Raw genomic sequence first — 13,592 nt, forward strand, 5'->3', positions numbered from 1 at the left:
GCGGACGCCACGGCGCCCGCCAGCCGTGCACGCGCCTGCGGCGCGTCGCCCTGTGCTCCCTGGCCTGTGCAGATTTGACGGTAATTCACCTGTCGCTCTCCTTTACTCCACGACTAGAATTCATTCGAGAACGAATCTTTCTCGGCCGGTCCTTCACCACCGGGCCGGGGTGAAGGAGGTGGTCAGCGTGGTCAAACAGGCGCGTGCCCTTCGGACGTACGATCGCGTCCTCGACGCCGCCGCGTACGAGTTCGCACGCTACGGCTACGTGAACACGAACCTGCAGCGCATCGCCGACCGGATCGGGTTGACCAAGGGCGCCCTGTACGGGCACTTCTCCAGCAAGGAGAAGTTGGCCGCCGCGCTGACGGAACACCTGTCCCAGAGCATGCGGACACTGCTGGACGATGCCAGGACCGCGCCCGAGTCGGCCCCGAGCCGGCTGGAGGCCCTGGTGCTCGGACTCGGCAAGCTCTTCGAGACCGACCACAGGGCGCAGGCGGCCCTGCGGCTGGAGGTGGAGGCGGCTCGGGCGGCCGGCACGGTGGCCCCTCTCCTGAGCGACACCCATGGCATCGCCCTCGAACTCGTGAGCGAGGTCCAGCGAGGACGGCACTGGGACGCGGCGCCGCCGGCCGACGTGCTGGCCGATCTCATCGTCGCGGTGTTCTGCACCGCGCTGTGGACCGGCGCCTGCGCGGGCCCGGACCGGCCCGGGCCCAGCGTTGCCGCGATGTGGGGCGTGCTGACGCGCGCGACGGAGGCCCGGGCCTCCGCCTGAGCCCCGACGAGACGTGGCCCAGGGCCGTCCCACCGCCGCTACCAGGAGGCCGGGACAGCCGCCGCCGGACGGGTGCCCACGCAGGCCCAGGCGGTCCGTGCGCGGGCCAGTACGGTGTCGCCCTGGACCGCCGAGAGGGACAGTCGATTCGTTTCCTGCGGACGGGCGCCAGACGCGCACTCGTCGACCACCAGCCGGGTGGGCCGGACGAAATCGCCGAAGGCCAGACATTGCACCGTGGTCCGGACCAGCGCGAAGGACAGGCCGGCGAACGGGCCATCGCCCGCCTCGTGCACCTTGAGGTGGCCGAGCTGGCGGAAACCCTCGAGCATCACCATCATCGGGATGTGGTCGGTGGGGTGGTCGAAGAGCACCGCGTGTTCGCGGTCGACGCGCAACCGCCACTCGTCGGACCCTGCGGCCTCCTCCAGGACGCAGTCCCTCCAACGCAGCCGCCCCACCCTGTGCGGGGGCGTGCGCGGCGCCCCCGAGACCGCCGTCCGCGCCGGTGCTGCGCCCGACGCGTCCGCGGCACCCCCGCCGAGCCGGCGCAGCAGCCGGTAGCGCCGTTCGTCCATCATCAGCATGCTGACGGTTCCCCAACCGCACGCGCGGCCGTCGACGACGAGCCGGAAGTCCATCCGGGCCCCGCCCCTGCCCCGGGCGTCGTCGCCGTCCCAGTTCCACTCGCCCACCAGGACCACCGAGGGCGGTACGCCCTCGACCCGCAGGGCGGCGTGGTCGGTGATCTCGAAGTCGATGTCGCGGCCGACGAAGCGCCGGCCGAGCGGCACACCGCAGTACCGGTGGGCGATGTAGACCATCCCCTGGCGCAGGGTCTCCGCGAACAGCAGGGGGTCGCTCAGACCGTTCTCGTCCGGGTGGTAGAGCGCGTGGTCGCGCGGCCACTGGGCGGCGACGGCGAACCCACGGTCACCGATGCGCGCCCCGTCGGTGACGAAGACCTCCGCGACGGAGCTGCGGTGCACCAGCTCACGCGTCACGGGACGTGCGAAGCTGAACGAATCGCAGGCGCGGGCCATTGCTGACGCCTGAGAGCTGCTGAGATGATTCAGTACGACTGACATCCGGGATTCGCCTCCCCCGTACTGGAAGAACCAGGACCATGCGAACTAACAGATGTGCGACGCCCTTCGGCATGAAATTAATATACCTTCGGGAAGGTATATTGCAAGGCTCGGGCGGAGCATGGCGGATGATCGGTCATCCCTGCTGGTCAGGGGGGCAAGACCCGCGAAGCGTCCGCACGTTCCCCAGCCCGGTCCCTCCACGAACCGGCCGCCGAAAGCAGCGGACGGCACGGCACGAATGGACGTCATGAGCGAACACAGCGACGCGACACAGACCTCGCGCATCCTCGGCGGCACCTCGGTCAACGACACCTCGCGCCTCAAGCAGGAGCGCGCCATCCGCACCAGGCGCACCGTCCTCGACTCGGCCGCGGAGGCCTTCGCCCGACACGGCTACCCGAACGTCACCATCAAGGAAATCGCCGACGGCGCGGAGATGACCAAGGGCGCGGTGTACTTCCACTTCTCCAACAAGGAGGCCCTCGCGGTCGCCGTGACGGAGGAGTTCTACCGCAGGCTCAACGAGATCGTCACACCCGGGCTCGAGGGCGACCACTCCTCGCCCTCGACGGTGGTGGACGTGCTGCTGCGTACCGCAGGGGGGTTCCGCGACGACGTCTACGTCAAGGCGGGGGCACGCCTGCAGCTCGAACGCCCCTACATAAAGGCGGAGATGCCGGTCCCGTACGTCGGTTTCACGTCACTGATCGTCGAACTCCTCCAGGAGTGCCGGGCCGCGGGCCGGTTGCCGGAGAGCACGGCACCCGAGGCCCTGGCCAGGGTCCTGGTCTCCGCCCTGTTCGGCGCCCAGCACATCTCCTGGGTACAGAACGACCGGACCGACATCGTGGAGCGGGTCGGGGAGATCGTCGACGCCTTCTCCCTGCTGTCGGTGCCGGCGCGGTAGAACCGTGTGGCCGGACCGGTCCACCGCCCGACGGCACGGGTCGCCGCACCGACCCGTGCCGTCGGGCGGTGGACCGGATGTTCAGTCCAGGAAGGCGGCCTCTATCCAGCGGCGCAGGGCGCCCGGACGCATGCGGTGCAGCCGGTCCACACTGTCGGACACCTCGTGCGGGCCGCCGACCGACAGGAACTTCTCCCGCACCAGGTCCGCGTGCCGGACCCGGGTCTCCGGGCCGGCCGCACCGACCGGGATCAGCCGGGTGCGCGACACCGTGCGACCGTCGGTCAGCCGGACGGTGACCCGGGCACCGGTGGCCTTCGCGGCGCGGGAGAAGTCCCGGTCCTCGGAGTTCAGCGGGCCCAGCAGGTCGACCAGCTGCTCCCCCCCGAAGCCGCGCAGCCACGGCACGGCACGCTCCCCCGCCTCCCGCACCGCCTCGCCGAACGGGGCATCGGACAGGAACAGTTCGCGCGTCATCTCGGTGTCGTGCTCCAGGCGCACCCGCCGGGCCAGCTCCCAGCGGGCCGGATCGTCCAGGTTCGGGGAGGAGAAGTCGTCCACGGTGAACTCGCCGGTGAGCAGGGTGGCCGCGACGGGGTAGGGCACGTCGAGGACCAGGGCGCCGAGCGGGGAGCCGGGACCGTTGACGTACCGGGCGGCGCGCTCGCCGGCGAAAAGGGTGTACAGGGACGCCTCGACGACCACCTCGGCCACGTCTTCGGGCCGCAGGCCGCCCAGCTCCCGGTGGATCTCGGAGGCGCAGTCCACAGCCGCGTCGATGCCCGGCCCGCCGGGGTGCATCTTGAAGGAGAGCGTGTCGGTGTGCCAGCGCCGGCCCAGTCCCTTCGCCACCGCCTGCGGCAGCGGCACGGTGGCGAACCGGGCGAGGAAGCCGTCCTCGTGCTCGACGATGTCGGGAGCGCCGCGCAGCCCCGCGTACGCCGCGTCGCAGGCGTCCATGGCGGTGCGCACCGGGGTGAAGGTGTTGAACAGACGGGCGTCGCTGGCCAGGAAGGCGCGCATGAGGGGCCAGTTGGGCATGGCGAAGGCCAGCCCTAAGGCGTTCTCGAAGAGAGCGGCCGGGGCCCGGTCGCAGTGCAGCCGACCGGCCACCGCGCCCGCCAGGTGCGTGTGGACTGCACTCTGGCCGCGCAACGGGCCGAGGGTGGCCGAGGCGGTGATACGGGCCGCGCACTCGTTGGCCGCGACGACCGCGGTCAGCAGGGACAGCCCGTCGAGCCGGCGGCTGTAGGCGAAGGCGAGCGGCACGGCGACGGTGGAGTTCGACAGGTGCCCGGCGTAGGCGGTGTCGTCGAGGTTGAGCCAGGACCCGAGAGCGGCGAAGACGCCCGCGGCGGTGCGCGGGTCGCGCTGTACGGGGTGCCCGAAGGCCGCCACCAGCCGCCGTCCCAGCGGGTGCCGGAGCCCGGCCCTGATGGACGCGGCCTGCGAGAGCACCTGGCTGGCGGCGAGCTTCAGCACCCGGCACGGGATGTGCTCGGGGCGCAGCGTCGCCGCCCACTGGGACAGTTCACGCAGCGGGGTGTCGGTGGACCGGCGAGGACGCCTGGGTGCCGTGCTCCCCCAGTCGTCGCACAGCGCCCTGGCCACGCTCTCACCGAGTACTGCCGTCATGGCGCGAGGCACCTCTCTTGCCGTACGCCGGCTGGGGCGGGCCGTGGCCGGCGGCTGGTCGCTCCGGGCGGGGGAAGCGGTGGCGGGAGCACCGTAGGCCGGTACTCCCGCCACCGCGGGAGGGGGTCAGGCAGCCGGCACCTTGTCCAGGAAGCCGTAGACGGCCTTGACGCGGCCCGCCTCGTCGGCGACCAGGACGTCGAAACCGATCGCGATCGGCTCGGCGCCGGGCTCAGTGACCAGGCCCCACTGGAACCGGGCCTGGTTGTGGTGGGCGTCGACCGCACCGTGCAGTTCGAAGATCAGGCCCTTGAACTGCTCACGGGCGCCCGCCACCACCGCGCCGAAGCCCTCGTGGCCCTCGACGGCGGCGAGCGGGTCGATGTACGGGGCGTCGGGGGTGAACAGCTCGGCGATGGCCTCCGCGCGCTTGTCGGCGTCCGCCTCGTTCCAGATGGCCAGGTAGCGGTCGACGGTGGTGGTCAGGTCGCTCATGCGTGTTCTCCTTGTTTCCGTTGGTGCGGCTGACCCGGCGTGCCGTCACCAGGCGGGCGGTACGACGGGGGTTCTGGGTGTCTCAGGGGGACTCGGGCCGATCCGGTGCCGGGGCCCATACGGGGAGGGCGCCGGGGAGGACCTCGAAGGTGGCCGTGGAGCCGATGCCGTGCTGGTACTCGCCGTCGTGTTCCAGCGGCAGCCGGCGGCCGTCGGTGCGCTCCACGGTGATGGTCCGGCCGCGCGCGTACCGCGTGGCGGGGTGGCCGATGTGGGCGGCTGTCAAGGTCAGCCGCGGCACGTCGGCCGCGGTGATCCCGTCGCCTATGACGCAGACGTCGAGCAGGCCGTCGTCGAGCAGCGAGTCGGGCAGGACGTTGAACCGGCCGCCGCGGTAGGGGCCGCCACCGACGTTCGCGAGAACGGTCGGGCCCTCGTGCACGACCCGCCCGTCGACGGTGACCCGGCCCGGGTACGGCGCGTAGCCCGCGGCCGTGTCGGCGAAGGCACGGGCGTACCGCTCGCGACCGGTCAGCGGCAGGCCACGGGCGGTGATCAGCGCGTCGGCGATCACACCGGAGCAGGCACCGAGGAAGACGTACTGACAGGTCTCGGCGAGACGGGCCAGGTCCAGGCGGCGCGGGCGGGCGCAGCCGCCGACGCCGGAGTCGGTGAGGATCGCCTTGAGGGACTCCGTCCAGGGGCGGTCGCCCCACAGCATCTTGTAGCCGGAGTTGCCGGTGCCGCCGGGCACCACCGCGAGCGTGGCGCGCCCGGAGGCGGGCACCAGACCCTGGACGGCCTCCCGGACGGTGCCATCGCCGCCGATAACGAGGACCAGGTCGGGGGCGCCTGCGTGTCGTTCGAGGGCCCTGCGCACCGCGACGGTGGCGTCACCCGGCCCGGTGGTCGGGTGCACCTCGGTGCGCTCCAGGTACGAGTCGCACAACTGGCGCACCTGTTCCACCAGTTCCGGGCTGTGGCTGCCGGAGGCCGGGTTGGCCAGGACCAGTGCCCGGTTCGGGACCGGGGCTGCTTTAGCTGCCATGCGAGCGTACTCCTTCGTCGGACGGCGCCGGCGAGTCCGGGGCCGGGGCCGCGCCGGCGGCTCCGGACCCACGACCTCAACCCTGCCGCCGACCGCTGTCACGGCGCTGACGTCCGACTGACACCGACGGGACACCCGGCACGGCGCGGCGGGCACTCCCGGCACGGCTCCGGGCGCAGTGCCCGGAGCCGCGCCCCGGCGCCCCGGCCTCGCGGTCACTGTTTGGCGAACGCCAGCAGGTCCGCGTTCAGACGGTCGGCGTGGGTGGCGAACAGGCCGTGGGCCGCGCCCTCGTAGGTCAGCAGAGTGCTGTCTGGAACGAGTTCCGCCGTGCGGGGACCGCACAGCGGATACGGCGCCCCGAGGTCGGCGGTGCCGTGGACGACCAGGGTGGGCACCCGGACGGCCGCCGTCTCCGCTCGCTGGTCGGTGGTGAACAGCGTGCGGTAGATCTCCGTGGCGGCCCGCGGCGAGGTGTCCATGGCCAGGTCCGTCAGCCACTCGGCCAGTCGGGGCGAGAGCGGCGTGCTCGCCGGATCCGCCTCCGGGCCGGCGAAGAACGGCCAGGTCAGTGATCTCAGCCAGGCGGCCCGGTCGGTCCGGACGGCCTTCTCGATTTCCTCGAACAGTGCCATCTCCAGGCCGTCCGGGTTGTCCGGGGCGCGCAGCAGGAACGGCGTGGTCGAGGCGACCAGCGCCAGTTTCCCCACCCGCCCGGCACCGTAGCGGGACAGGTAGCGCACGGCCTCGCCGCCGCCCGCCGCGTAGCCGACCAGCAGGACGTCCCGCAGGTCGAGGTGGTCGAGCAGGTCGGCGAGGTCCGAGGCAAGGGTGTCGTAGTCGTAGCCGGTCCAGGGGATGTCCGAGCGCCCGGTGCCGCGGCGGTCGTAGGTGACGCAGCGAAGCCCCTGACCGGCCAGGAACGGCGCCTGGAACTCCCACATCCGCGAGTCCGCCATGGCAGCGCTGAGCAGCACCACGGGACGTCCTTCGCCCCAGTCCGTGCAGTGGAGCCGGGTCCCGTCCCGGGTGGTGACGTAGGGCATGGCTCTGCCTTCCTTGGTTGTGGGGCCCCTCAGTGCCGTGCGGTGCGGCCCGGCGCCGCCAGCACCAGGGCGGAGGCCAGGAGTCCGAGGGCGATGAGCGGGACAAGCGTGACGGCGAACGCGTGCGGGTAGGCGCCCGCCGAGCCGCCGGCGCCGGCCAGGGCGGGGAAGAAGACCGCGCCGGCGATCGCCACGCCGACGGCCGCACCGCCCTCCTGGGCGGTGTTCAGCAGTCCGGACGCGGAGGCTGCGTGCTCGGGCACGGCCGCGCCCAGCACCAGGTTGGTCAGCGGACCGGTGGTCAGACCCATGCCGAGCCCCGCGACGAGGAGGGCGGGCAGCAGCCACAGCACGTGCCCCGTCGTGCCGAGGCGGTCGGCGATGAGGGCGACCGCCGCGTAGCCGATCGCGAGAGTCAGAGGGCCCATGGCCACCCTGCGGGCGGTGACCGACGCGGCCTTGCGCGACGACACCACCGAGGCACCGAAGTAGCCCGCGCCCAGGGCCAGGAAGACGGACCCGGACTCCAGGGGCGACAGGCCCCGGCCCAGTTGCAGGTAGAGGGCCAGCACGAAGAAGAAGGATCCCATCGCGAGGAAGTAGACCACCGTCGCGGTCAGCCCCACCGAGAACACCCGGCCCTTGAACAGGGCGGGCTCGATCAGCGGGCCACGGTCGGCCGCCGCCCGCCGGCGCAGGTGCCAGACGGTCACCGCCAGCAGGACCGCCGCACCGGCCAGTGCCTCCCACACCCACAGCGGCCAGCCGCTCTCCTGGCCCTCCAGCAAGGCGAAGACGACGATACCCAGGGAGGCCGTGACCAGCAGGGCGCCCACGAGGTCCAGCCGGGTGCCGCCCTCGCCGCGCGACTCGGGGATCGTGCGGCCGACGAAGGCCAGGGAGACCAGGCACAGCGGTACGTTGATCAGGAAGATGGTCCGCCAGCTCAGTCCCGCGATGTCGACCGTGATCAGGGCACCGCCGATGAACTGGCCGAAGACGCCGGCGAGTCCGATGACCAGGCCGTAGGCGTTGAAGGCGCGGTTACGCGCGGCGCCGGTGTACACCGTGCCGATGATGCCGAGCACCTGCGGCACCATCAGCGCGGCGGCGGCGCCCTGGGCGATGCGGGCGACGACCAGGACGGTCGCGGTGGGAGCCAGGCTGCACGCGGCCGAGGCCAGCATGAACAGGACCATGCCGAGCGTGAACATCCGGCGGCGGCCGAAGAGGTCTCCGAGTCTGCCGCCGGTGATCAGCCCCGCGGTGAAGGCGACGCCGTAGCCCACGACGAACATCTGGGCCTGTGCGGCACCGGCACCCAGGTCGGCCTTGATGGCGGGGACGGCCACGTTGGCGATGAAGAAGTCCAGCACCGTGATGAATGTGCCCACGAGCACCACCAGGAGGGCACCGGCCGAGGGGGCGGCGGCCGGCGCGCCGCCGGGGGGCGTCGGCGCACGCCCTCCGGCGACGGCTTCCGTGCTTGTCTCAGAAGTCACGACGACTCCGTTTCTCGATCATTTCGGGTGGTTGGCCGGTTGTACCGGTACCGTGGCCGGTCACCAGATCACGGGAAGGTGTGTCACCCCGTGGAAGACGGTGCCGCGGCGGAAGACCGTGCGCGGGTCGGCCGCCAGCCGCAGGTTCGGAAAGCGCCGCAGCAGGGAACGCAGCGACAGCTCCATCTCCAGCCGCGCCAGCGGGGCCCCCTGGCAGTAGTGCGGGCCGAAGCCCCACTGCAGGTGACCGCTGGTGTCGCGGTGCGGGTCGATCCGGTGCGGGCAGGCGAAGACCGACTCGTCGTGGTTGCCGGCGGGAACGGAGATGACGACGGCGTCACCCTTGGAGACGGCCGCCCCGCCGAGGTCGAGGTCCTCCAGCGCCAGCCGGACCATCGCGTCCTGGGAGATCGACCAGTAGCGCATCGACTCCTCGATGAAGTTCGGTATCAGCGCGCCGTCGTCGGCGGCCACCCGCGCCCGCAGGTCGTCGTCGCGCAGCAGAGCCAGGATGTTCAGGGCGATCTGGTTGGTGGTGGTCTCGTGTCCGGCCACCAGGACCAGCCGGGCGATGCCGACCAGTTCGTCCAGGGTGATGGCGCCCTTCGCGTGGTGGTTGACGGCGAGACGGCTGATCAGGTCGTCGCCGGGGCTCTCCAGCTTGCGCAGCGCCAGTTCGGCCAGGTACCCGGACATCTCCTCGTAGGCGGCCAGGGAGACCGCCGGGTCCTCCTGGGAGATGGTGACGCGGGTCTTCTCGATGAAGAACGCGGAGTCCTCATCCGGAACGCCCAGCAGCCGTGCGATGACGAGGGTCGGCAGCGCGCGGGAGAACACCGCGTGCAGGTCGGCCGGCCGGGGCCGTGCCTCCAGTTCGTCCAGCAGCTCGTCCACCAGCCGCTGGACCGGCTCGCGCAGCCGCTTCACCCGGCGCGCGGTGAACTCGGTCTGGATCATGGAGCGGAGCCGGGCGTGCTCGGGGTCGTCCAGGCGCAGGAAGGAACTCGGGTTTCCGCCGGGTGGGACCTGGATGCGCACCGGTGCGCCGGGCAGCCGCTCGTCGGCGCTGAGGCGGGGATCGCCCAACGCCTGCCGTACGTCGGCGTACCGGGTCACCAGCCAGGCCAGACGGGACTCGGCGGCTCCCGCCGGGATGCGCACCGCACAGGGGGGCGCGTTGCGCAGTTCCGCCAGGACGGGCGGAGGATCCCCGTCCTCGGTGCGGGCGAAGGGCCAGTCCAGGATATCAGCGTGGTCCGCGAGCGACACGTCGGCCTCCAGGTGGGGGGGCAGGCAGGTGGATCCCGGGCACCGGCTCTCCTCCTTGGTCGGACTCGGACGCGCTCACGCCTCCGGGACGGAGGGGGCAAGGGGTGTCCCGTCCGAAGCCGCGGACGGTCGTGCGCCACTGTCGCGCAGCGCGCTGACACGTCGCTGACACGGGGCCGGCCGGACCGTGGAGCCCGGGGCACTCGTGCGGGGCCGGTGCTGGGGATGTGGTGCGCACCGGGAAGGCGCCCCCTCGGGCGCCTCCCCGGTGCCGCTGGTGCTGTGGCCGGCAGGGCCGGCCGGTCGACCTCTCGGTCGCGGCGCTAGCGCGCGTGGTGGGCGGTGATCCGCTGCAGGCGGTGCGCGAAGTGGGCGGTGACGGCCTGGGCGTGGGTGTCGATGTAGAAGTGGCCGCCGGGGTACTCGCTGTGGCCGAGGTAGGCGGGGGTGCGTCCGGCCCAGTGGGTCATCGCGTCCGGCTTCTCCTGCAGGGGGTCGGAGCGCCCGCCGTAGGAGGCGAGCGGGCAGGTGACCCCGGCGCCGTCGTCGACGTACAGGGCGGAGACCCTGAGGTCGGCGCGGAGCGCGGGGACGACGAGGGCGAGCATCTCGGGGTTGTCGTAGATCTCCGCCGGGAAGGAGCCCAGCTTCTTGATCCACTCGACGAGCTCGGACTCGGGCATCCGGCTCTGCTCCTCGGTGGGCTGGAAGAAGCCCACCGGCGACCAGCCGGACATGCCGACCAGGACGGGCGCCGGGCCGCCCTCCTCCTCCATGCGGATGGCCAGCCGGAACGCCAGCTGGGCGCCGAGACAGTGCCCGAAGAACGCGAACGGCCGGTCGTCCAGGTCATCGAGCACGGCCTCGTGCAGCGCTTCGAGCAGCGGCCAGAACTCCTCGTGCGTCGGCTCCCCCCGGCGGTTGTGACGGCCCGGCAGGGTTACCGCCTGCGGTGCTATGTCGGGCGGGAGCAGGCTCTCCCAGTCCCGGTAGATGACGGCGCCGCTGCCCGCGTGCGGGAGCAGGAACAGCCGGATCGAGGCGTCGGACGAGGGCTCCACCGGGTGGAACCACTGGCCCGCACGGGACATCCGACCGCCGGCGGTGACGGTGGCGCCGGTGTCCGTCGCGTTGGCAGTGCTGGTCACGACTGTGTACTCCCCACGGTGGTGGACGGGCCGAGGGCACGTACCGCGGGCAGCAGCACCTCGGCGATCTCCTTCAACTGCGGTTCCGGGTCCAGCGATCCGATCCTCAAGACCAGGTGGCGGGCGCCGGCCCGAACGTAGCCGCCGAGCCATTCGGCGCACTTCTCCGCGCTGCCCCAGGCGTAGGCCTGGATGGTACGCATCTGATCGAGGGAACGACCGTAGTAGTGGCTGATGTAGTGCTCCAGTTCGGCCTCGGCCGCCCGCTCGTCGCCGTTCACCGTGATCGTGGCGTACAGGGCGGGGGTGACGGCGCCGGCGGGGCGGCCCGCCTCCTCGGCGAGCTCGGCGATCCGGCGGCGGGCCCGGCCGTAGGCGTCGGGGTCGGGCAGGAACGGCAGCCAGCCGTCGTAGCGGGTGGCGGCGCGGGCGAGCACCTTGGGGGTGTCGCTGCCGGCCAGCCACAGCGGCGGGCCGCCGGCGGTGGCCGGGGAGGGCAGCCGGTCGAGGCGGTCGGCCTGCCAGTACCTGCCCCGGAAGTCGGCCGGTTCGCCCTCGTGCCCGGCGCGCCAGGCCGTGCGCCACAGGGCGGTGATCTCGTCGAGGCGTCCGACGCGGCCGGTGAAGCCGGCACCGACCGAGGCGAACTCCTCCTGCGTCTCGGGCATGGGGAAGCCGGAGCCGAGTCCGAGGACCAGCCGGCCCGCGGCCACGTGGCTGAGGCTCGCGACCATGTTGGCGCCGATCAGAGGGTGGCGCAGGGCCGGGGTCAGGGCCGCGGTGCCGACGGTGATCCGCTCGGTGGCGGCGGCAGCGGCGGCCAGGACGACGAGCGGGTCCAGGCGGGGGCGGGCGGTGAGCGAGTCGCCCGCCCAGAGGGAGTCGAATCCCAGGGCCTCGGCCTGCCGGGCGAAGCCCAGCAGCGGGGCCGCCGCGTAGGTGCCGTTGATGGCCTGTTCCCGGGTGGGCAACAGGATGCCGACGTGCAGGTGCCCGTCCATGGGCGACGACCTTTCTGTCCGTGAGGGCCGGCCCGGTGTCATGCGAACCTGCTCGCCAGCGGGTCGCGGGCCGGTGCCGTCAGCCGCTCCCGCACCGCGCGGCGCAGGATCTTGCCGGAGGGGTTGCGGGGCAGGGAGTCGGTGAAGTGGTAGGCGGTGGGGATCTTGTAGTCGGCGAGCTGGCCGCGCAGGGAGAGCAGCAGTTCGCGCGGGTGCGCCGTGGCTCCGGGGCGCAGGACGACGACCGCGTGCACGCTCTCGCCCCAGTGCTCGTCGGGCAGGCCGACCACGGCGGCGTCCGCCACGGCCGGGTGCGCGGCGAGCGCCTTCTCGACCTCGGCCGGGTAAATGTTCTGCCCGGCGACGATGATCGTGTCGTTGATGCGGTCGCACAGATGGAGGTAGCCGTCCTCGTCGAGGTAGCCGGCGTCCCCCATGTACAGCCACTCCCCCACCAGGGTGCACGCGGTGGCTTCGGGCAGGTTCCAGTAGCCGAGCATCCGGGACGGGGCGCGCACGCAGATCTGGCCGATCCCGCCGGGCGGGAGGGGGGTGCCGTCGGGGCCGATCACCTTCACCTCGTTACCGGGGCACGGCCTGCCGACCGAGTCCAGCACCGGACTGCCCGGGTGGTGCGCTTCGGGCGGCAGGCATACCGCCACGCTGCCGGTCTCGGTACTGGCGTAGATCTGCGCGAACTCGCAGCCGTAGGTCTCCAGGCACTGCTTGAGCAGGGTCTCGGACATGGGCGCCGCGCCGTAGGCGATCTTGCGCAGGGAGGTGAACGCCTCCGGTCCCGCGCCGCGTTCGGCGGCCATCGTCTGGAGCATGGCGGGGGCCGCGAAGGTGGTGGTGACCCTGTGGGTGCGGATCAGCCGGACCGCCTCCTGCGGGTCGAACTGCGGCATGATCACGTTGGTGCCGCCCGCGTTGAAGGTGTGCAGGAACCAGCCGATGCCCGCTACGCCGAAACCCGGCAGCGAGATGAGGCTGATGTCGTCGGGCAGCCAGTCGATCCAGGCGACGCCGTGCTCGCGCATCGCGTGCGGCAGGGTGAAGAAGCTGCGGTGGGCGAGGACGGCGCCCTTGGGCAGTCCGGTGGTGCCGCTGGTGTAGATCTGCACCACGGCGTCGTCGGGGCCGGTGCCCGGCGCCGGCTCGCGGTCGGGCTGGTCGGCGGCCCAGGAAGGCAGGCCCGTGCCGCGGGCGGGCTCGCCGTCGGTGTCGGCGCCGTCGACACGGATCACCCGCAGCAGACCGGGCAGGTGGTGGCGCACCGCGGCGACGGTGTCCCGGAACTCGTCGTCGACGAAGACCAGGGCGGCGCCGGAGTCGCGCAGGATGTGGTCCACCTCGGTCGGGGTGAGCCGCCAGTTGACCGGCACCAGGACCGCGCCCGCCTTGGCGCAGGCGAGCATCACCACGTAGTAGTTCTCCGACTCGCGCCCCAGGTAGGCGACCCGGTCGCCTCGCCGCACGCCGTCGGCGCGCAGGGCGTGCGCGGCGCGGTTGCTGTCCCGGTGCAGCTTGTCGTAGGTGGTGACGCGGCCCTCGCAGATGATCGCCGGATGGTCCGGCCGGCTGTCGGCGTGGGCTCGTGAGGAGTGGGTGAGCGTCCAGCGCTCCCTCGGTATGCCGCTTGGTGTGTCAGTCATGATCTGTCCTTGTG

The 13,592-nt window shown here is 72.4% G+C and carries 12 protein-coding genes; 2 read left to right on the forward strand and 10 right to left on the reverse strand.

Annotation, left to right across the window (positions count from 1 at the left end):
• Positions 1-187: 187 nt before the first annotated feature.
• Entirely contained in the window at positions 188-781 is a 594-nt protein-coding gene (locus tag LJ221_RS08165) for a TetR/AcrR family transcriptional regulator (RefSeq protein ID WP_241715010.1), read from the forward strand.
• A 38-nt stretch (positions 782-819) separates the two neighbouring features.
• On the opposite strand, the gene LJ221_RS08170 is transcribed toward LJ221_RS08165, so the two are convergent.
• On the reverse strand, positions 820-1,785 hold the full coding sequence (locus tag LJ221_RS08170) for a ScbA/BarX family gamma-butyrolactone biosynthesis protein (protein ID WP_241715012.1): 966 nt from the start codon (positions 1,783-1,785) through the stop codon (positions 820-822).
• Between the two features lie 334 nt (positions 1,786-2,119).
• Here LJ221_RS08170 and LJ221_RS08175 point away from each other — a divergent pair, with 334 nt between their 5' ends.
• Complete coding sequence (locus LJ221_RS08175; RefSeq protein WP_241715014.1) at positions 2,120-2,779, forward strand: ScbR family autoregulator-binding transcription factor; 660 nt, start codon at positions 2,120-2,122, stop codon at positions 2,777-2,779.
• A gap of 81 nt (positions 2,780-2,860) precedes the next feature.
• On the opposite strand, the gene LJ221_RS08180 is transcribed toward LJ221_RS08175, so the two are convergent.
• The 9 genes from LJ221_RS08180 to LJ221_RS08220 all read right to left on the reverse strand — a co-directional run bounded on the left by LJ221_RS08180 (position 2,861) and on the right by LJ221_RS08220 (position 13,578).
• Positions 2,861-4,414, reverse strand: a complete 1,554-nt coding sequence (locus LJ221_RS08180; protein WP_241715016.1) for an MmgE/PrpD family protein — start codon at positions 4,412-4,414, stop codon at positions 2,861-2,863.
• 126 nt (positions 4,415-4,540) lie between these two features.
• The gene (locus LJ221_RS08185) at positions 4,541-4,909 is read right to left on the reverse strand and encodes a nuclear transport factor 2 family protein (RefSeq protein ID WP_241715018.1); all 369 of its coding nucleotides are present in this window, start codon (positions 4,907-4,909) and stop codon (positions 4,541-4,543) included.
• 82 nt (positions 4,910-4,991) lie between these two features.
• Positions 4,992-5,957 (reverse strand): diacylglycerol kinase family protein, encoded by a 966-nt coding sequence (locus LJ221_RS08190; protein WP_241715020.1) that lies wholly within the window; start codon positions 5,955-5,957, stop codon positions 4,992-4,994.
• A 215-nt stretch (positions 5,958-6,172) separates the two neighbouring features.
• Positions 6,173-7,003, reverse strand: a complete 831-nt coding sequence (locus LJ221_RS08195) for an alpha/beta fold hydrolase (protein WP_241715022.1) — start codon at positions 7,001-7,003, stop codon at positions 6,173-6,175.
• 29 nt (positions 7,004-7,032) lie between these two features.
• Entirely contained in the window at positions 7,033-8,505 is a 1,473-nt protein-coding gene (locus LJ221_RS08200; protein ID WP_241715024.1) for an MFS transporter, read from the reverse strand.
• A gap of 60 nt (positions 8,506-8,565) precedes the next feature.
• Positions 8,566-9,774 carry a cytochrome P450 gene (locus LJ221_RS23675; protein WP_241715025.1) on the reverse strand — a complete coding sequence of 403 codons (1,209 nt, stop codon included), beginning with the start codon at positions 9,772-9,774 and terminating at the stop codon, positions 8,566-8,568.
• A 323-nt stretch (positions 9,775-10,097) separates the two neighbouring features.
• On the reverse strand, positions 10,098-10,865 hold the full coding sequence (locus LJ221_RS08210; protein ID WP_241715060.1) for a thioesterase II family protein: 768 nt from the start codon (positions 10,863-10,865) through the stop codon (positions 10,098-10,100).
• Positions 10,866-10,918: 53 nt separating this feature from the next.
• Complete coding sequence (locus LJ221_RS08215) at positions 10,919-11,923, reverse strand: LLM class flavin-dependent oxidoreductase (RefSeq protein WP_241715026.1); 1,005 nt, start codon at positions 11,921-11,923, stop codon at positions 10,919-10,921.
• Positions 11,924-11,961: 38 nt separating this feature from the next.
• The gene (locus LJ221_RS08220) at positions 11,962-13,578 is read right to left on the reverse strand and encodes a long-chain-fatty-acid--CoA ligase (protein ID WP_241715027.1); all 1,617 of its coding nucleotides are present in this window, start codon (positions 13,576-13,578) and stop codon (positions 11,962-11,964) included.
• Positions 13,579-13,592: the final 14 nt, after the last annotated feature.

The organism is Streptomyces sp. CNQ085, assembly GCF_022614595.1.
Lineage (GTDB): Bacteria > Actinomycetota > Actinomycetes > Streptomycetales > Streptomycetaceae > Streptomyces.